The 18,490-nt window shown below is 43.8% G+C and carries 17 protein-coding genes; 7 read left to right on the forward strand and 10 right to left on the reverse strand.

What is annotated here, in order from left to right; genetic code table 11:
• Positions 1 to 199 precede the first annotated feature (199 nt).
• Complete coding sequence (locus HFU86_RS13635; protein WP_187129472.1) at positions 200 to 1,228, forward strand: isoaspartyl peptidase/L-asparaginase family protein; 1,029 nt, start codon at positions 200 to 202, stop codon at positions 1,226 to 1,228.
• 89 nt (positions 1,229 to 1,317) lie between these two features.
• Here HFU86_RS13635 and HFU86_RS13640 read toward each other — a convergent pair whose 3' ends face one another.
• From HFU86_RS13640 to HFU86_RS20205, 8 genes are all read right to left on the reverse strand, one after another.
• On the reverse strand, positions 1,318 to 2,700 hold the full coding sequence (locus tag HFU86_RS13640; RefSeq protein ID WP_187129473.1) for an amidohydrolase family protein: 1,383 nt from the start codon (positions 2,698 to 2,700) through the stop codon (positions 1,318 to 1,320).
• Between the two features lie 57 nt (positions 2,701 to 2,757).
• Complete coding sequence (locus HFU86_RS13645) at positions 2,758 to 3,708, reverse strand: carbamate kinase family protein (RefSeq protein WP_187129474.1); 951 nt, start codon at positions 3,706 to 3,708, stop codon at positions 2,758 to 2,760.
• Positions 3,709 to 3,782: 74 nt separating this feature from the next.
• Positions 3,783 to 5,345 (reverse strand): xanthine permease, encoded by a 1,563-nt coding sequence (locus HFU86_RS13650; RefSeq protein WP_132495712.1) that lies wholly within the window; start codon positions 5,343 to 5,345, stop codon positions 3,783 to 3,785.
• A gap of 154 nt (positions 5,346 to 5,499) precedes the next feature.
• Positions 5,500 to 6,915: a DUF1116 domain-containing protein gene (locus tag HFU86_RS13655; protein WP_036951080.1), complete on the reverse strand. Its 1,416-nt coding sequence runs from the start codon at positions 6,913 to 6,915 to the stop codon at positions 5,500 to 5,502.
• On the reverse strand, positions 6,915 to 8,465 hold the full coding sequence (gene fdrA, locus HFU86_RS13660) for an acyl-CoA synthetase FdrA (protein ID WP_187129475.1): 1,551 nt from the start codon (positions 8,463 to 8,465) through the stop codon (positions 6,915 to 6,917). Before fdrA ends, HFU86_RS13655 begins: the two co-directional genes overlap by 1 nt.
• Positions 8,455 to 9,378 (reverse strand): oxamate carbamoyltransferase subunit AllH family protein, encoded by a 924-nt coding sequence (locus HFU86_RS13665; protein ID WP_187129476.1) that lies wholly within the window; start codon positions 9,376 to 9,378, stop codon positions 8,455 to 8,457. Before HFU86_RS13665 ends, fdrA begins: the two co-directional genes overlap by 11 nt.
• 18 nt (positions 9,379 to 9,396) lie before the next feature.
• Positions 9,397 to 10,002 carry an ankyrin repeat domain-containing protein gene (locus HFU86_RS13670; protein WP_132495718.1) on the reverse strand — a complete coding sequence of 202 codons (606 nt, stop codon included), beginning with the start codon at positions 10,000 to 10,002 and terminating at the stop codon, positions 9,397 to 9,399.
• Between the two features lie 192 nt (positions 10,003 to 10,194).
• A complete protein-coding gene (locus HFU86_RS20205; RefSeq protein ID WP_187129477.1) occupies positions 10,195 to 10,428 on the reverse strand; it encodes a hypothetical protein in 234 nt (77 codons plus the stop codon).
• A gap of 174 nt (positions 10,429 to 10,602) precedes the next feature.
• On the opposite strand from HFU86_RS20205, the gene HFU86_RS13680 reads away from it, so the two are divergent.
• On the forward strand, positions 10,603 to 11,538 hold the full coding sequence (locus HFU86_RS13680) for a LysR substrate-binding domain-containing protein (RefSeq protein ID WP_036951088.1): 936 nt from the start codon (positions 10,603 to 10,605) through the stop codon (positions 11,536 to 11,538).
• On the opposite strand, the gene HFU86_RS13685 is transcribed toward HFU86_RS13680, so the two are convergent.
• On the reverse strand, positions 11,535 to 12,389 hold the full coding sequence (locus HFU86_RS13685) for a LysR substrate-binding domain-containing protein (RefSeq protein ID WP_132495720.1): 855 nt from the start codon (positions 12,387 to 12,389) through the stop codon (positions 11,535 to 11,537). The two genes, HFU86_RS13680 and HFU86_RS13685, sit on opposite strands and share 4 nt — an antisense overlap.
• A 157-nt stretch (positions 12,390 to 12,546) precedes the next feature.
• On the opposite strand from HFU86_RS13685, the gene HFU86_RS13690 reads away from it, so the two are divergent.
• Together HFU86_RS13690 and HFU86_RS13695 are read left to right on the forward strand one after the other, a co-directional pair.
• Positions 12,547 to 13,014: a nucleoside deaminase gene (locus HFU86_RS13690; protein WP_132495722.1), complete on the forward strand. Its 468-nt coding sequence runs from the start codon at positions 12,547 to 12,549 to the stop codon at positions 13,012 to 13,014.
• 2 nt (positions 13,015 to 13,016) lie between these two features.
• The gene (locus HFU86_RS13695) at positions 13,017 to 14,201 is read left to right on the forward strand and encodes a cyanate transporter (protein WP_187129478.1); all 1,185 of its coding nucleotides are present in this window, start codon (positions 13,017 to 13,019) and stop codon (positions 14,199 to 14,201) included.
• 43 nt (positions 14,202 to 14,244) lie between these two features.
• Here HFU86_RS13695 and HFU86_RS13700 read toward each other — a convergent pair whose 3' ends face one another.
• Positions 14,245 to 14,685 carry a PACE efflux transporter gene (locus HFU86_RS13700; RefSeq protein ID WP_036951098.1) on the reverse strand — a complete coding sequence of 147 codons (441 nt, stop codon included), beginning with the start codon at positions 14,683 to 14,685 and terminating at the stop codon, positions 14,245 to 14,247.
• 97 nt (positions 14,686 to 14,782) lie between these two features.
• Between HFU86_RS13700 and HFU86_RS13705 the strand changes: the two genes are divergently transcribed.
• From HFU86_RS13705 to HFU86_RS13715, 3 genes are all read left to right on the forward strand, one after another.
• Positions 14,783 to 15,667, forward strand: a complete 885-nt coding sequence (locus tag HFU86_RS13705) for a LysR family transcriptional regulator (RefSeq protein ID WP_187129479.1) — start codon at positions 14,783 to 14,785, stop codon at positions 15,665 to 15,667.
• Positions 15,668 to 15,887: 220 nt separating this feature from the next.
• Positions 15,888 to 16,079, forward strand: a complete 192-nt coding sequence (gene hemP / locus HFU86_RS13710; protein ID WP_132495728.1) for a hemin uptake protein HemP — start codon at positions 15,888 to 15,890, stop codon at positions 16,077 to 16,079.
• A 376-nt stretch (positions 16,080 to 16,455) separates the two neighbouring features.
• On the forward strand, positions 16,456 to 18,477 hold the full coding sequence (locus tag HFU86_RS13715; protein WP_187129481.1) for a TonB-dependent hemoglobin/transferrin/lactoferrin family receptor: 2,022 nt from the start codon (positions 16,456 to 16,458) through the stop codon (positions 18,475 to 18,477).
• Positions 18,478 to 18,490 lie beyond the last annotated feature (13 nt).

The raw sequence follows: 18,490 nt of genomic DNA on the forward strand, positions 1-18,490 counted from the left end.
CATCCATCGCCAAATCTCATCATTTTTAAACCCTTCATCGCCACTCACACCCTTTATTCGTATTTACTGAAAATCTCTGAAATTCTTTCAGCTATTATCACAGAAACCCTCTATCAATGTTGCTGTCTAGACATTTTCCCTCCTATACTTTTTTTGCTCAAAAAGTGACTAATAACAAAATAACTGGAAGGAAATAATCATGAAATTATCTCTACTAGGATGTTTATTGGCAGCTTCATTTTCTTTGCACGCTTATGCCGCAAGCGAGCCACCAATCCGATTAGTGATCCACGGGGGAGCCGGTACTATTACCAAAGACACCATTACTCCAGCACAAGAAAAAGAGTATCAAGAAAAACTGACCGAAGCCTTAGAAGCAGGCTATGCGGTACTCAATAAAGGCGGTAGTAGCCTTGATGCGGTACAAGCCTCTATTAATGTGATGGAAGATTCCCCGCTATTTAACGCAGGAAAAGGCGCCGTTTTTACCCACGAAGGCAAAAATGAAATGGATGCGTCGATTATGGATGGCAGCAACCGTAAAGCGGGGGCTGTGGCAGGTGTCACCAACATTAAAAACCCGATTAATGCTGCTTATGCCGTCATGACCAAAAGCCCTCATGTCATGATGGTTTCTAAAGGTGCTGAGCAATTCGCCGCAGAGCAAGGTCTTGAAATCGTTGACCCATCCTATTTCCGAACTGACTTCCGTTGGCATCAACTTCAAAAAGCCAAAGAAAAAGAGAAAGTGGTACTCGACCATGATGGTAAAACTGCCGCTCTCTTTATTGACCCAATGATGTATGACTACAAATATGGCACCGTTGGCGCGGTCGCCCTCGATAAAAACGGTAATATCGCCGCAGGGACATCCACAGGCGGCATGACCAACAAACGCTTCGGTCGTGTTGGTGACTCCCCTATCATTGGTGCAGGGAACTACGCTGACAACAATACGGTCGCTGTTTCAGCAACAGGCTCTGGCGAAATGTTCATCCGTACCGCAACCGCCCACAATATCGCTGCTCAAGTCAAATACAACAAAACGCCTATCGACCAAGCCGCCCGTAATGCACTGGATGAAGTCAAAGAGCTAAACGGAAGTGGTGGTGTGATTGTGTTGGATAAAACAGGTAACTACGCAATGGAGTTTAATTCAGAAGGGATGTACCGCGGAACAATCAGTAACGATGGTAAACCGCAAGTCGCAATTTATAAAAACGATTAAGTACCTAGCGATTAAACTCGCTACGCCATAAAAATACAAAAGCCCATCAATGTGGGCTTTATAAACTCTATATCTATAAACAACGGCTCTCAGCCTAATGACTTTTCAACTGCGCCACTGGCCAAATACCCTTTATGAAACGCGGCTTGCCTTGGAGAGATACGCGCAACCGCCTCTGCTGAGCAAGAGGCATCCACCAGCACAAAACTGGCATCATCCCCTTTCGCTGGCCACACTTGCTTGCCCTTTTCATCCAGTGGCAATACGTTGCCCGTGGCGATAGCAAGGGAGCGAGATAATGCCAACTCATCAGGGCGCGTGTACAACTGCGCATATAAATTGGCTTTTTCTAACATATCCCCGAGACCAAATGGCGACCAGTGATCGATCACACTGTCAGTCCCTGTCATCACAAACACACCATTTTTATTCAGCGTTTTTAATGGCATATGTAATGTACCGATAGGCACTGTCGACGCTATCGTAATCTGCTGCTCAGCCAAGCGTTTTGCCATCACATCGGCATCTTCAGGATTTAACATAGCTAACGCAAATGCATGGCTAATCGTCACCTTGCCACGCAAGCTGCGGTTTTCATCCACGGTTTTTATCATATAGTTGATAGCAGCAAGTCCTGCCGGGCTTGTCTCATGCAGATGGATATCAACCCCTTTGTTATAATCCAGCGCAATCTGGAACATCGCATCAAGGGATTTTTCCATCGCGCCATCCACATTGGTCGGATCTAACCCTCCCACATAGTGTGCACCCGCTTGCATCGCTTCTCGCATCAAAGGGACTGATTTTGACAGCAACAAGCCATGTTGAGGGAATGCCACAATTTCACACGTGAGATCTTGCTGACGTTTATCCAACACTGTTTGCAGTGCTTCAAGGTTTTTTAATCCAGAAACAGGCTCAATATTGCAATGGCTGCGCGCGATGGTCGACCCATGAGATTGAATCAAATCAATCAGCGCATGCGCTCTTTCTTGCGTGAAAGGCTGCAATTCAGGCAACATTTTCTGTTCAAGGGCTATCATATCCATAATGGTTTTACCTTCACGGGACTGTGGCGCTTGCCATGGTCCTCCGTAAAAGGTTTTATCCAGATGAATATGCATATCTCGAAATGCAGGAAGCATCAATTTGCCTTGCGCACTGTACGCATTCAGAACGGTATTTGGATGCTGTTTATTGGGTAACACCGCCACGATTTTACCATCATTAATTTCGATGGTTTTTAGCTCAGTTTGTGTCCCCATCACCGTTCTATCACGGTAATTAAAACCAGTTTCGAGTAACGTATCATCAAGATAATAATGTTTATCTGTGATACGAGAAACACCGGACTGCGGTACGCTTTGCGCCGCCGCACCCGCAGATACTGAACCTAATAATGTACAAGCCGCCACCACTTTTGCACTTGTCGTCAGAAACTCTCTACGTCCAGATAACTGTTCTACATCCATAACAACTCCTTATCATCGAGAGTTCGACCTCATCGTATGAGATCGAACGAATGAGGCTTAGCCTTGAATAATATGGGTTCCCGTCTCGCCACGTAATGCCGCAGGCAGCGCTTCAGGAGTCGTGATAATCACACGCTGACCACCATTAGCGATAAACGATAAACTGGCTTCAATTTTCGGTAGCATGCTCCCCGCTGGGAAATGCCCCTCCGCCATATAGCGCTGCATATCCGTCGTTGAGGTTTCACCGAGGGCTTTTTGTTCCGGTTTGCCAAAGTGAATACACACTTTTTCGACGCCCGTGGTGATGATTAAAATGTCCGCATTGAGCTCTTTCGCCAGTAGCGTAGTCGATAAATCTTTATCAATAACAGCATCCACACTTTGATAACCGCCCTGTCCATTATTCACAACAGGGATCCCTCCGCCGCCAGCCGCAACAACCACATAATCATGTTCGGTCAATGTACGAATTGCTGCTGATTCAATGACACGTTTAGGTTCAGGAGATGCCACCACACGGCGATATCCACGCCCTGAATCTTCAACAAAGTGCCAATCTGGGTTTTCCTGCTGTAATACATCCGCTTGTTCTTTACTGAAAAACGCGCCAATCGGCTTAGTCGGTGCAGCAAAGTTCGGGTCATTTTTATCGACTTCCACTTGGGTCACTACCGTTACCGCTTGGCGATGTTGCTGTTTCGCTAATACGTTAGTAAGTGCTTGCTGGACTAAATAGCCAATCCCCCCTTGAGTATCCGCCACACAGTTAGCCAGCGGTGTCAGTGGTAATCCTTCCGTCACATGAGCAATTTCAGCGCGACGCAAATCTAACCCTACCTGCGGCCCATTACCGTGAGTCAGCACAATATTGTAATTACCTTTGAGCATATCGCTGATGTGCTGAGCCACTTCTTGAACCGCTTTTTCTTGAGCTTCAATGGATTGGCTGCTGTTATCTTTAATAATACTGTTGCCCCCGATGGCAACAACCACGAGTTCTTTCATGATTAAGGATCCTGATACCGAATATTTAGCAGATAGTGGGTGTACCGCGCACACCCACTATAAAGATTGGCGTATTACACTGATTTACTCAGTTTTTCAGCTTTTTCAGCTTGTTGCTGCTCCACTGATTGGCGACCATCTAAAAAGTGTTTGATAACAAACAAAGCCGCCATCATGAGGTATGCGTAGACAAACATCAATGCCGAACCTGTTGCAATACCCACGGCCGGAGAATGGATGATGCCAAAGAAGACCAATACCGCACCCACTGCCGCTGCAATCGCACCACGTAACGGCTTGTTTAAGATAGCGAAGATAGCGATACAGCCCCATAACATACTTGCCAATGGTGCACCGTTGCCTAAGTGAACCAGACCTTGATAGTAAACGCCTTTATGTAAAAGAACTTCCGTACCAATCGCGCTTGCAGACGTCCCTGCCGCTCCCATGACACTGTTAACCATCGTCAATGCCCAGTTCGCAATCCATGGGAATAGGCAGATAAAAATCACAGGCACTTCGACTTTCGGTGTTTCTCGCACCACTTGGTTGGCTGTCACCACACCGATAAACACTAAGATAGGGACAATGGCCGTCATTGGGATCACCGCGAGCATAAATGCTCCGATACCAAATAACGGGACGATAAACATAGTGATACCAGATGCTAAGGTATAACCCACACTCGCGCCCATCGCTTTCCAACCCGCATGACCCACATACACAGTCACAGGGAATGGGTTGCCTAGCACGACGCCCACGGTTGAAGATAAACCGTTTGCTAGCATCACCTTACGTGTGTTGTATTCATCACCCGCTGCGTGAGCACTTTCAATATTTTCAAGGTCAAAGATGTAGTTCGCTAAACCTAAAGGTACCGCTGAGGCTAAGTACGGCAGTGCATGAGGTAAACCTTGGAAGAAGCTATCCACATGGATGCTTGGCGGATTAAAACCAAATGACGCCATGGATGCCGTAATCGCTTCTGGGCTTTGTAAACCCGAAATCCATGCTAAGGCAGAACCCGCGATAAGCAGCAGCAACCCTGTAGGAATACGTGCAAAGATAGGCTTTTTACCAAACCAGTTGATGAAAATTAACAGTAGGACAATAAACGATACCGTTGGTGCTTCAAATGCTTGCAGCATCGGGTTCATTGCCAGTAACAATAATCCGAGACCCGATAAGCACGATAATAATACGGTACGTGGGATCATTTTACGGATGGTTTCACCCAGGAAAGATCCACCCACTAAAATCATTGATTCCACAAAGCACCAGACCAGCGCAATTTGCAGAGCAAATTCAGGATCTTTGGTGGTTTGGTAAACCGGCATGATCACTAAGAAGGTTACGGTGAAGATAGAAGGTGCGCTTGGCCCTGATGGCAATGCCGTGACGTCATTTCGTCCCGTTTGTTTGATCATCTGCTGACCAAAGTAAGCGTAACTTACACTGGCAAGCAATACAGCAAAACCAAACGCTGGCGCGATACGACCATAAACAATTTCCGCTGGGATGCCGACAACAAAAATCAGTAAGCCCATCATGGTGAGTAGGTTCGTGAGGTTATTGGTCATCAAACCAAAATAGGCCGCCAAATCACCACGTTTCCATTTAATATTTAATAGACTCATATTCTTACTCCCATTCCCCTCACACCTAGCAGCACGTTGTTGACGGTCTATCTCTTATGCCACTGAACAATTCAGGGAATGCGTTGCTTTATTTTTATCGCCCGGCCGAAGCCGGGCATTATTTTTTGCTTAGTGAGTTTTGGGCTCAATACCACTATGCATAGTGTTTCGCGTAAGAAAGCATCGCTTTTTCGAAGCAATCAAACGGAGGATGTACAATCCCTGCCCCAATCATTCCAATACCTGCATCTTTATGCGCAATCGCCGTGTTAATCACCGGAAGAATGCCACTAGCGGCAACTTTCGTGATATCAATCGCTGTCGGAATTCCCATAAAACCTAGCAATGGAATGGTGACGTTCGGGTTCTCACCAAGGGTGATTTCACGCATTTGGCGAGAGAAATCCACTGCTTCTTCAACAGTTCCCCCAACAAGTGCCACGATAGCCGGTGCTGTTGCCATCGCAAATCCACCAATTCCGTAAGTTTCTGTGATAGCCGAGTCACCAATATCTAAACCTGAATCTTCCGGTTTATAACCCGCGAACATTGGACCAATCACTTGCTGAGAAGGACCTGTAAACCACTGCCCCGGTAACCCGCTAATGCGTAAACCAAACTCATAACCATTACGTGCCATGGTAGTCACGACAGTACTGTATTCAATGCCGTGCGCCGCATCCATTGAGGCTTTACACATTGCCATCCATGTAGGACCCGAGAAATAGTCACTACTTGCCACGAAATCAAACACTTCTTTTTGCTGTGCAACCGTAAAATTGGTTTGAATAATTCCCGTGGTCAGCGCTTGGATCAGCAATGTTGTTCCCGCATTGTTACGGTTATGGCATTCATCACCCATATGTAACGCTTGTGCCAACATTAAGCGCAGGTCGATTTCACCGACGATTTTCATGGCGTCACGCAGCATTGGACCCAGTACATCACGCATCCAATTCAAGCGGTCAATAACGCTTTGGTCATTGGCCCCCATGCGTAAGATTTTTGCCATCTGCTCACTCAAGTTAGTGAATGCGCGGTTACCGTAAGTTTTGTTTTCGACAATATGCATAAACATCGATGCAGATGTCACGCCCGCCATTGACCCTACGCAATCATGTTCATGGCATGGGGAAAAGATAATTTCACCCGAAGCTGCAACACGTTCCGCATCCGCTAAGTCTTTCGCCAATCCTTCAAAAACTAAAGCACCTGTCACCGCGCCTTTCATTGCGCCACACATATCTTTCCATGCCACTGGTGGACCAGCATGTAGAATGGTGTTTTTCGTCATGCCCGGTACCACATTAATGGCTTGGTCATAACCCACGAGCACAGGCTGGGACTGAATAATACGCTCAAGCGCTTGTGCGTTCGCCACTGCAATTTTTTCTTGTAACGCCGCGTTGCCTTCAATTTGGTCAAGCGCGCGGATCACAGCAACGTTACCTTGCCCCGGCGGCGTCCAATTTAGCTGAGTCACCGGAACGTGCTGTTTTTTCAGATCATCACTGAACATCTCAATGCCAATATTGATAACGTTCAATGGTTGTTTAAATAATGAAGTCATTACGCTTTCTCCCCTTTCCAGACAAACTCACGTCCTAATAAACCTGTATTGGTACTGCTACTCGCCCAAATCACACCTGCGTCGGTGAGCATCTTGACCTGTGCATCCATCGATGGCGTATCTTGGTCAGTACCCAGCACATAGCCAAGGATCACCAGTTCACGCCCTTCTTGTTTCGCTATCTCTTTTGCTGTTTTGATAGCGTCAATCATCACACCGACCGGATCCTCATGAGAGCCAAAGCCAAGCACGAAATCCATCATGATCACACCAACTTCTGGGTCACGAGCTTCTTGCAGTAAACGCTCGATGCGGTTTGTTGGATCGATCATTGGGTGTGGCTTACCGTTGGTAAAATCATCATCGCCAAAGTCGAGGAAGGTATGGGCAACACTTTTATTGATATCTTTCAGACGGTAGTCAGGGTTAGGTTGAATATTGCTGTAGACGTCATCGTATTTTTCCAGCGCTGCAAACATGGCTTCATCACACAATGTGCCGCCACAGAAAAGACCACGAATGTATTTTTGTTCCGGTTTGAGTAACGCTCTAACTTCATCAATTAAAGGTAAGTTGAGAGGGTGAAGGTCTAAATCTTCTTTACGAATGCCAGTCAGTAAAACCGCTTTCAAAGCAGCTTCTTTGGTACCTTGGGCAAAAGTTAAGCCTGGTTTATCATCCGGCAACGGTTGACTACCTAAGAAACAAACCACCACTGGCTTATGGCATTTTTCAGCTTGTTCTAACACTTTTTTGGCAACCATAGGTGCTGGTGGCTTAGAAATGAGTGCAATGACTTGGGTTTCATCATCCGCATCCAGCATTTTGAGTGCATCAATCATCATGATGCCGCCAATTTTTTCACTTAGGTCACGCCCCCCTGTACCGATTAGCTGAGAAACTCCGGCGCCAAATTCATGGATACGCACACTAAGTTCTTGGCTCCCCGTACCGGATGCCCCAATAATTCCGATGCTACCGCGACGAACATTGTTACCAAAACACAAGGCTGTCCCATTGATGATCGCTGTTCCGCAGTCTGGTCCCATCATCAACAGCCCTTTTTGACTCGCCAACTGTTTCAGCGCCAGCTCATCGTCAATCGAGACGTTATCGGAGAACAGCATCACGTTGAGATCATTTTCCAGTGCAATACGCGCTTCACGAGCCGCAAATTGCCCATTAACCGAAATAACCGCTAAGTTGGCATCAGGAATGTGCGTTTTTGCAGAGTTGATTGTGGCGTATTTGGCTTCATGCTGCCCGCCGCCTTGATTTTTCTTATTAAACAGATCTTCGATAGCAATCAATGTCGCATCATTGGCTTCATCGCTAGGTCCTTTAATTACTATCATTAAATCGCCGTTTTTGGCTTCTTCTAATTCTGGTGTTAATAAACCTAAGTTTCTTAATACGCCTTTATTCATTTCTGTTGCCATTGCCACAAAGGCTTGCTCAACATTTTCAAGTTGGTTGGCTTTGGTGGAAATAGACATCAATGACACTGAATCAAAATAGGTATTCTTTTTTATGACCACTTTAGTCGACATGTGTTTCTCCGAAATAATGAGTCAGAAACAGCGCATCGCGAATGCCAAATAGCATGTCGCAACCTGAACTAGACCCGATATTTAAAATCTCTAAAATTTGTGGATAAATATTTGTTTCTCGCCCATCAACTAAACATTGAATTAGTTGATGTATATTCTCGCGATACTCTTGGTTTAATGCTTTTTCTAACGTGATGGCACTGATGGGTGTTGTATTCGCCTTGCTTTGCGAAATCCCTTGATAAAAACTCGGATAGCAGGAATTCGCAGGGTGGTGTTTCAACAACAAAAAAGCCATTAGTCCCACTAAATAATCATCTCCCGAAGGTGTTAATCCAATTCCTAATCCAACAAACTGGCTCACAATATTCGTCAATGCTTGGTACCGTTTATTGATTAATAAATTAATTAAGCTAGAGCGTAATTCATTTAATTTTTTTGATGATTCAAGATAAAAACAATTATCCCCTTGGTAGTTAAACAGAGAGTGTGTTTTATCATTTAAAATAGAATCAATTTCGTTAATTTTAGACTGAAGAAAATAACGGTATTTTTCTTCGGTTAATTTTTCATTAATAAAATAAACCGTTGGTGGATTCCATTTCTTACATAATAAAAATGAAACAGTATATTTCTCACCAATATGGATTTCATTATTTAAAATATAAACAGAATCCCCCGCAGTAATATTTAACGGTGAAAAATCCTTATTAATAATTCGGCAGCTATTAGGAGCATTATCCGTTTGCGAGCCAAGCAAGGTATAAAGTTGGTTATCAATTGAAAAATTAATGGCTTTATTAAAAACTTGCTCTATATTCCCTGTTAATGATGGCTGATGCAAAAGATGCAAGAAATGTACATCAGCCGTTAACCCATAAATGCTTTGCCGCTGAGATTGGTGTCTGTTCACAATCCCCCTTATGGGTGGTTACGCACCCGCTGCAATCAGTAATTCAGCAATTTCGTGATAGCCTTTTTCCTGTGCCAGCTCTAACGGCTTTTTACCGTATTTATCTGTCATATGAGGGTTGGCACCATGATCTAACAGCATTTTTACGATTTGCTGCTGTTTTACGCCACCATCATTCAGCACAATTGCTTCTAGTAATGGAGTCCAGCCGACAAAGTTGGTGTGATTAACGTTAATGTCCGTGTTTTCCAGTAATTCACGTACAATTTCCACATGCCCTTTTTCACTCGCTGGCGTGATCCCAACACCACCAAAACGGGTTAGTAAATCTAAATTGGGATTAGCAGGTAATACTAAACGTAATAATGTTAAATCATTATTTAGGCAACTTAATAAAAATGGGTTAAAACACGTTTGGTCTTGTTTATTAATATCAGCACCCGCATGAATAAGAAAATCAACGCACTCATAGTGCTGATTTAAACTGGCATTCACAATAGCAGTGCGACCTTGTCGATTGGTACTATTAATATCAACACCTTTTTCAAGGCAATTTTTTAAAATAGCTAATTGACCTTGTTCTGCTGCTTTAAGAAAATCTTGAACGAGTGTGTTTTCTGTCATAACGCTCTCCACATTTAGCTATTTCAATTTTCTGATAGCCAAATTAAATATGAATTAAAGATTATTTAGCATGGTTAGAGCATAACAATTGCCATTAATAAATAGAATCCATTTAAATTTAATTCATCAATCTGCCACCTTATTATTGATTTAAATTCAACAATCGAGCATTTTTGTGCGTGAAAGCATCCTTCACTGACCTTTTCTGATGTTTTTTTGTCTATTTTCTATGCGATTTGACCAAATAATTTTGTTAATCTGTTTGCCCATTTTTTCTTTCTTCAATTTTGTGACAGCCATCAAATCAAAGGTTTTCAAATTGTTAATATTGTGATTTTTTTGTTTATTAATCCGATATTCCCTAATGACTAATTTTTTATTAAATTCAATAATATTAATTAGTTTGAATGTAAACATGCGTTTCATTAGTTGCTTTTTTGAGTGACATAAATTAAATACTATTTATTGTACAGAATAGATAAATATCCCCGCAGAGGGCTATTAAAAACAATCGATAAAAAGCCTGTTTTTTAAGCTATTGAATTGTATTCACAGAAAACGTTATTTCGGCTAATTTTCACGCACTTTGGGACACGACACATGAACTCTATTTTTACTGAAGAAAATTTATTGACCTATACCACCGCGGCTAAATTTGCCAGTTTCAGTAAAGCGGCCGAAGAACTTGGGATTACCACCTCCGCGGTGAGCTACACTATAAAACGTATCGAAACTTATTTAGATGTCGCACTGTTTATCCGCGATACCCGTAATATTGAACTGACCGAAGCGGGATACTATTTTTATCGCAAAGCCACCGACCTTCTGAATAATTTTCATCTCATCAAAAAAAGTATCGACTCCATTGAACAAGGGATTGAAGCCCGTGTTCGCATCTGTATCAATCAGTTGATCTACACCCCTTACCATACAGCGAAGTTGCTACAAATCTTGAAAAAGCAATTTGGTACTTGCCAGATCACTGTGACCACGGAAGTGTATAACGGTGTTTGGGATGCCATTATTAATAACCATGCGGATATTGCGATTGGGGCGCCGGGTACACTCATGGATGGCGGCGGGATTGATTACACAGAAATTGGTGCCATACACTGGCAGTTTGCCATAGCGTCTAGCCACCCTTTAGCCTTAATGCCTGAGCCAATTGCCGAAAGCCAGCTTCGCCTCTACCCAAATATTATGGTGGAAGATACGGCGCATACCATCAATAAACGCGTTGGGTGGCTACTGCACGGGCAAGAGGCGATTCAAGTGCCTGATTTCAACACAAAATGCCAGTGCCAAATCTTGGGTGAAGGGATCGGATTCCTACCCGACTATATGGTCAAAGAACATGTAAAAACCGGAGTCCTAGTCACTAAGCAAATACAAAACCCAAGGCAGGATTCTCACATGCTATTAGCCACTCAACACTCTGCGACAGGGCTAGTCACCCAATGGATCAGAAAAGAGTTTATGGCAAATGGGATCTTAACGGAACTTTACAGTGATTTGCTCAAGCCCATCGCCAATTAACGCGGTTCTAATTGATGAGCTAACTGCTCCGCCAATACTGAAACCATCTCCGATGATTCTTTGTGAAAATGCATCGCCAGTTCCATCTCTTGGGCAGGAGGAAACCCCTCTTCTGCTGTCAAGATTCGATGCTGGGGTAATTTCGCACGTACAGGTAACAGGCTAACGCCTAATCCGTCGGTAATCGCACTTTGGATACCCGCTAGGCTAGTGCAAGTGTATGTAATGTGCCAAGGGCGTTGTTCATTATCTAGCAACCTAAACATATCATTCCGATACAGCCCATTCTCTGGAAAAACAATCAGAGGAACAGAATCTGTGGGAAGAACATGTTGCTGGCGACTCGCTAGCCAGCAAAGAGGCTCTGACCAATGATAATCACTATGAAACTCCCCTTTTCGTTGTTTCACAATGATCAAATCCAACTCACCATGTTGATAGCGTTGCTGTAGTTGGCGACTCAACCCGCTAGTCACCTCTAATCGGACATTCGGATGCGCTTGCATAAATGCCGCCAACGTCGGTGTCACCAATCCCGATGTCAAATCTTCAGGAAACCCTAATCGCAGAGTTTGAATAATCGCATTTCCTGTTATTTTCATAAAAAACGTATCGTTAAGTGCCAGAATATTTTTCGCATATCCAAGCAACATTTCCCCTGTTTCTGTCAGGGTTAACATCCGGTGCCCTCTTACAAACAACGATTGCCCAACAAGACTTTCTAATCGCTGAACTTGCTGGCTCAACGTCGATTGCGTTGAATTTAATTGTTGTGAAGCCACCGTAAAATTTCCCGTTTCTGCGACGGTAACGAATGTTTTCAATAATACAAAATTAAGCAACGAATTCATTTTTTTAATACCTGAGATTTAATTATTTAATTTTTAAATATCACAGTTTTTGATTAGATTGAAGGGAACAACGCATTTGATGGACATTACTGAAATGACACCATGTCAGCTCATCAGTAATCTTATTAGAATACTCGATAAATCAGGAGCACAAACCATGCTCGATAAACAATTTTTACAACATGCAATCACCCTCGCCGCTGACAATGTTGCCGCAGGTGGGCGTCCATTTGGTGCAGTGGTCGTCAAAAATGAGCAAATTATTGCCACTGGCGTGAATCAAATGTTGGAGCGACACGACCCTACCGCCCACGCTGAATTACTCGCATTACGCCAAGCAGGAGAGGTGCTAAATAGCGTCAGACTCGATGATTGCACCGTTTATGCTAGCGGTCAGCCTTGCCCTATGTGCCTTGCTGCGATCCGCATGTCTGGCATTAAACGTGTTGTTTATGCCTATTCGAACCAAGATGCTGAACCTTTTGGATTATCAACAGAGGCGATAGCTGAGGCATTAAGAGTCTCTCCTGACCAACAAAGTGGTTTGCAATTTATCCAATTAAAACCGAAAGATGAGACGCAATCCATGCTGTATCAAACTTGGTGGCAACGGCATCACGCGTAAATATGAAAAAACCACTTTCAGCCTCTTTCGGCTTGATTCTGACGATTGCCCTTGTCGGCATCAATTTACGCCCCTTTATGACAGGGCCTGGGCCAGTCATCGAAAATATCATTCAAACCACCGGAATGAGCTACCAGAGCGTTTCGCTGTTAACGCTAATCCCCATGTTACTCATGGGTTTTGGAGCTTTGGTCGTCCCCGCATTAAATCAAAAATTAGGTGATAAGTGGGGTATCAGCCTCGCGATGCTACTGCTGCTGATAGGCTCTTTCTGCCGATTATTTGTTTCTGATGCGAACGCACTGTTAATGACCGCATTTTTGTGTGGAATGGGAGCGGCTTATATTCAAGCGGTTTTCCCCGGCTTGATAAAATTTTCGTTTCCACAAAAAATGGCCGCCATGACGGGATTATATTCAGCTACCTTGATGATCGGTGGCGCGCTGGGAGCACAATTAACACCGCTAATTACCCACCGTTCAGGGAATTGGCAAAGTGGGCTTGCATGGCTGGCATTACCAGCGCTGATCGCCCTGATTGCCGTCATCATGAATATTCGCTCTTCGGACACGAAAAATACGCCAGCTCAGCTGAGTGTATTGACCTACCTTAAGCAGCCCAGAGCGTGGCTATTAATGGCGGGATTTGGTTTGGTGAATGCGGGCTATGCAACTGCCGTGACATGGCTGGCGCCTTTCTTTCAACAACAAGGATTTAGCGCCACAGAAAGCGGTTCTTTGGTGGCGATTTTAACTATTTTTCAAGCAGCTGCGGCACTGATGATCCCGGTATTAGCATCCCATAATGTTGACCGTCGCTTTTGGCTCACTGTCACGCTGGTGAGCCAAGCATTGGGATTTGCCGGGTTAATCCTGTTTCCTAATACGCTACCGTTGCTGTGGGTAGGTCTGCTGGGCTGTGGACTGGGTGGCTGCTTCGCCTTAACCATTATTACCTCTTTAGATCATATCCCTCATCCTGCTAGCGCGGGGATCCTGACTGCCTTAATGCAAGCAGGCGGTTTTATCATCGCCGCTTTTGGACCTTTGGTTGCGGCAGCATTACAGCAATTTAGTCACAGTTTTACCCCTGTTTGGTTGCTGCATTGTGTCCTGGTTATGATGACATTACTGCTATTTTTGCGTTTAAATCCTAAAAGATATCACCAGATTTTTAGCGTGAAATAAGCTTAGTTACCAAGGAGATGGCCTCATTGCCATCTCTTTCACGCTACGCAGTGGTTTTTTCTTGCGCCAATGCAGATTTTGGTAACCCAAAAATTTTGTCAAATGCCCAGTTAAAGAAAAAAGTATAAATCGGGATAAAGATAATCAGGGCAAAATCTAAAATAAGTGCCTGCCAGAGCGATATTGATAACCACCATGCAATCAGTGGAATCAAAAATACCACCAACGTTAGCTGGAATAACACCGCATGAGCAAAACGACGTCTAAACGTTCTAATTCTTGATTTCTGCTTTGATTCCCAATATTCAAATACCACATTGAAAATAAAATTCCATGTCACCGCAATCGTGGTGATCACCAGTGCTAAAGGTCCGGTGGTTCCCGCAGAATTCCCCGAAAGAAAAGCCAGTGCCAACGATGAAATCATCCAGCCAATGACTTCGTAGCTCGTAATAAAAACCACTTTGCGTTTAATACCTTGCATATTTTATCTCATATTCTGTTTGCCGAAGGCTGGTAAATTAAATCAACATTAATGATAATAAAAGTCAGCTACTATCAACAAAACTGAAAGGTCTAAGATGCCATTTAATAGCGAAAACCTGATGATTTTCTTAACTGTGCTCGATAAAGGCTCTTTTTCCGCAGCGGCAAGAGCGCTTCATCGAGTCCCTTCCGCGGTTAGCATGGCGATTGCCAACCTTGAAGCAGAGCTTGGTTTTTCACTGTTTGAACGCCATACGCGAGAACCCAAACCCACAGAACAAGCGCTTTCCCTCGCCCCTTATGCACGAAATATTGTGGATAATTTGCGCCAATTGAATGTTTTCTCACGAGAACTCACTCAAGGTGTGGAAAGTACACTCACGATCGGAGTTGCTGAAGGGGTTAATCCCAATGTGTTAGTTGATGCATTGTACACGCTGAGTCAACGTTATCCGTTGATGCATGTGGAGCTGATCACCGCTCCTCAAGATGATATTTTGCCACTATTGCACAGTGAGCGCGTTCAATTGGCTATCGCTTTTGGTGGGTTATATGTCAATGCTCAGGAACAATTCGAATGTATTGGTTATGAATCATTAACAGCGACCATCAGCGCCGATTACCCCTCTAATAAACCGAATAATGCATTGTATATCGAAGATCTTGTTCAAACACGCCAGATTATTGTCGCGAGCCCTCACCACCCTATCAGTGATTTCCGCTCTATTGTTTCTAGCCATTATTGGCGTACGGATAGCTTCACGATGGCGTTAGAATTAGTTAAAAAAGGGATGGGTTGGGGAAATTTACCGGCTTCATTAATCAAAACTGATTTAGAGGCGGGTTTACTCAAGCGTTTAGAATTTAAAAACACCCCGAATGGCTTAGTGCTTCCTATCCATGTCGTCTGTTTAAAAGGTCAAGTACTCAAACGCGGCGCCCAAGAGTGTATCGAGCTTTTAAAAACAAATATGTACTAACAAATTTCAGTAATTTCAGGATCGGCTCAATCCCTCCTCCAAAAGTTAGGTAAATCCCCATTTACATCATAAAGGTAGCCCGTATCCGCGATACGGCTCTTTTGTTGGTAAACAGTGTTTGTTGATCAATTGTGAAAATCGCTTGATATTGCCAATGCTTTTAAAGATAATAATTATCAATATCATTCTTATTGACAACAAAATTTCTGTGGTGAAAAACATGACCAAGCCACTTTCTGACATTATTGAAGAAACCACAAAATCAACCTCATTGACTGATTTTGCTGCTAAAAATGGGCTTATTGAAAGCCAAAAATTATTAGGTACATCAGGAAAAATCGCCATTGAGCACCGAGGTGAAATTTATCAATTGCGTCAAACTCGCACAGGTAAATTAATTCTAACCAAATAGTTTTTAGTCTTCACAACGTAGTTTGTTTTAAAAATACAGTTAGTTTTAAAAACACAATTAGCTTTAAAAACACAATATATCTCGCAAGCCACCTAAGTCGTCATGCTAGGCAGCCAGCTTAACTCTATACATCAGGACACAGTTTCTTATGGTGTTTATTACGGGCTTTGCTGCTGTAAATCTGGATAACCTCAAGGCGAACTTTCGAACCCTATCATCGCTTGTTGGGTTCAAATACCCCTTTTCCCCTATTCCGTTGAAAGCGTCTTTGTCTCAACACCCTATAAACACGCCATAACGCTCTGATGATAAATCAGTTTTTAACGGTGCATCGCACTCATCAAAGAGTTAACAATTTTTAGGGAGTATCACCTGTATGTCTCAAGTATTACGCTTATCTGTGCTGGCGAGTGCCTTGCTGCCTCTAATGGCAACCGCACAGACTGAAAAATCTCCAACTAATAATAACCATTTAGCTAACAGTCACCACGATGTGATGACGGTTTATGCCACGGGTAATGAGCGAGATAGCTTTAATACACCGATGATGGTTACCGTCATTAAAAATGATTCACCAGAAACCAAAACAGCCAATAATGCTAACGATATTTTGCGAAAAGTACCGGGCATTGCACTGACAGGAACTAGCCGTACTAACGGTCAAGATATCAGCATGCGCGGGTTTGACCGTCGTGGAATTTTGACGCTAGTCGATGGCGTTCGCCAAGGTACGGATACCGGGCATATTAACGGAACATTTCTTGACCCTGCGCTTATCAAACAAGTGGAAATCATTCGCGGTCCGTCAGCACTTTTATACGGCAGCGGTGCTATGGGCGGCGTGATTGCTTGGGAAACCGTGAATGCGAAAGATTTACTGCGTGAAGGTCAAAACCAAGGTTTCCGCGTTTTCACTCAAGGCGCTACCGGGGATCACAGTTTTGGCTTTGGCGGCTCCGCTTTTGGTAAAACCGATGATTTTGATGGTCTATTCAGCTTTGTGACGAAAGAAAGCGGTGATGTTCGCCTTGGTGGCGGCGAGAAAATGGATAACAAAGAAACCATTGCCAATATGCTTGGTAAAGGCACATGGCAACTGGATGATGCGCAAACCCTGTCTGGACAAGTTCGTTATTACAATAATGATGCTTATGAGCCAAAAGACCCGCAACAGCTCGCCACCAGCAACGATAATAAAAAGGTTAACCGCACAACGCGTCAGCGTGATTTGCAAGCAACCTATCAATTAAATCCAGACGATAATTCATGGCTCAATTTAAAAGCGACTCCGTATTACTCTGATGTGAATATCACCTCCAAAGGGAAAGAGTCTAACTACGAAGGACGCAGCCAAAAAACGTATGGTATCAAACTGGATAACCGCTCCGATATCTATGAGTTACCACTCGCTGCACATAACTTTACCTACGGTACTGAAGCGTATCGTCAAAAACAGACTCCTTACGCTGGAACCACTCAGTTCCCTGATGCAGAAATCACCTTTGCGGCTGGCTTTATTCAGGATGAGATTACCTTAAAAGATTTGCCTGTTTCCTTCATTTTGGGAACTCGCTATGACAACTACAAGTCCACCTCCAAGGGCAATAAAGATGTCAAAGAAGATCAATGGTCATCAAAAGCGGCAGTAAGCATCACGCCAACCGAGTGGTCAATGCTGTTTGCGTCATACTCTGAAGCTTTCCGTGCTCCAACAATGATGGAAATGTACAACGATTCCCTTCACTTCAAAGGTGGTCCTATTTCCAACTATTGGCGCCCTAACCCAGACTTAAAGCCTGAGTCCACACGGACTGCGGAATATGGTTTTGGTTTACGCTTTGATGACTTACTCATGGCTCGCGATAACCTGCGCTTCAAAGCCAGCTATTTCGATACAAAAGCTAAAGATTACATTAACACTTACGTCAATACAGACCGTGTTAACTGGAATAACAACTACACCACATCCATTAATACCAAGCGCGCTAAAATTTGGGGAACGGATGTGTCATTGGATTACACCACCGACTACTTTGCGTGGGGTCTCGCCTATAACCACACTGTCGGGGTCAATGAATATACAGGCAAAGCCATTGAATCCATTAAACCGGATTCACTCACCAGTAACCTCTCCATTCCAGTTGCAGACAGCGGTTTCTCTGTGGGCTGGTTAGGTGAGTTCACTACTCATACCGATTTCGATAAAACATCCAAATTGAAGCAACAACCGGGCTACGCCGTTCATGATTTCTATCTAAATTATCAAGGAGATGGAAGTCTTAAAGGGTTAGATACCAGTGTTGTTTTAGGAAATGCTTTTGACAAAGAGTATTACTCCTCTCAGGGGATTCCCCAAGATGGCCGTAATGCTAAGCTGCTCGTCAGCTTCCAATGGTAATTCACACTACATA

It is taken from the genome of Providencia sp. JUb39 (assembly GCF_012272845.1).
GTDB lineage: Bacteria > Pseudomonadota > Gammaproteobacteria > Enterobacterales > Enterobacteriaceae > Providencia > Providencia lanzhouensis.

Excerpts from the sequence above, each read along its gene's own strand:
- HFU86_RS13635 (WP_187129472.1), top strand. The coding sequence starts at position 200 with ATGAAATTATCTCTACTAGGATGTTTATTGGCAGCTTCATTTTCTTTG.
- HFU86_RS13640 (WP_187129473.1), bottom strand. The coding sequence starts at position 2,700 with ATGGATGTAGAACAGTTATCTGGACGTAGAGAGTTTCTGACGACAAGT.
- HFU86_RS13645 (WP_187129474.1), bottom strand. The coding sequence starts at position 3,708 with ATGAAAGAACTCGTGGTTGTTGCCATCGGGGGCAACAGTATTATTAAA.
- HFU86_RS13650 (WP_132495712.1), bottom strand. The coding sequence starts at position 5,345 with ATGAGTCTATTAAATATTAAATGGAAACGTGGTGATTTGGCGGCCTAT.
- HFU86_RS13655 (WP_036951080.1), bottom strand. The coding sequence starts at position 6,915 with ATGACTTCATTATTTAAACAACCATTGAACGTTATCAATATTGGCATT.
- fdrA (WP_187129475.1), bottom strand. The coding sequence starts at position 8,465 with ATGTCGACTAAAGTGGTCATAAAAAAGAATACCTATTTTGATTCAGTG.
- HFU86_RS13670 (WP_132495718.1), bottom strand. The coding sequence starts at position 10,002 with ATGACAGAAAACACACTCGTTCAAGATTTTCTTAAAGCAGCAGAACAA.
- HFU86_RS20205 (WP_187129477.1), bottom strand. The coding sequence starts at position 10,428 with ATGAAACGCATGTTTACATTCAAACTAATTAATATTATTGAATTTAAT.
- HFU86_RS13680 (WP_036951088.1), top strand. The coding sequence starts at position 10,603 with ATGAACTCTATTTTTACTGAAGAAAATTTATTGACCTATACCACCGCG.
- HFU86_RS13685 (WP_132495720.1), bottom strand. The coding sequence starts at position 12,389 with ATGAATTCGTTGCTTAATTTTGTATTATTGAAAACATTCGTTACCGTC.
- HFU86_RS13690 (WP_132495722.1), top strand. The coding sequence starts at position 12,547 with ATGCTCGATAAACAATTTTTACAACATGCAATCACCCTCGCCGCTGAC.
- HFU86_RS13695 (WP_187129478.1), top strand. The coding sequence starts at position 13,017 with ATGAAAAAACCACTTTCAGCCTCTTTCGGCTTGATTCTGACGATTGCC.
- HFU86_RS13700 (WP_036951098.1), bottom strand. The coding sequence starts at position 14,685 with ATGCAAGGTATTAAACGCAAAGTGGTTTTTATTACGAGCTACGAAGTC.
- HFU86_RS13705 (WP_187129479.1), top strand. The coding sequence starts at position 14,783 with ATGCCATTTAATAGCGAAAACCTGATGATTTTCTTAACTGTGCTCGAT.
- hemP (WP_132495728.1), top strand. The coding sequence starts at position 15,888 with ATGACCAAGCCACTTTCTGACATTATTGAAGAAACCACAAAATCAACC.
- HFU86_RS13715 (WP_187129481.1), top strand. The coding sequence starts at position 16,456 with ATGTCTCAAGTATTACGCTTATCTGTGCTGGCGAGTGCCTTGCTGCCT.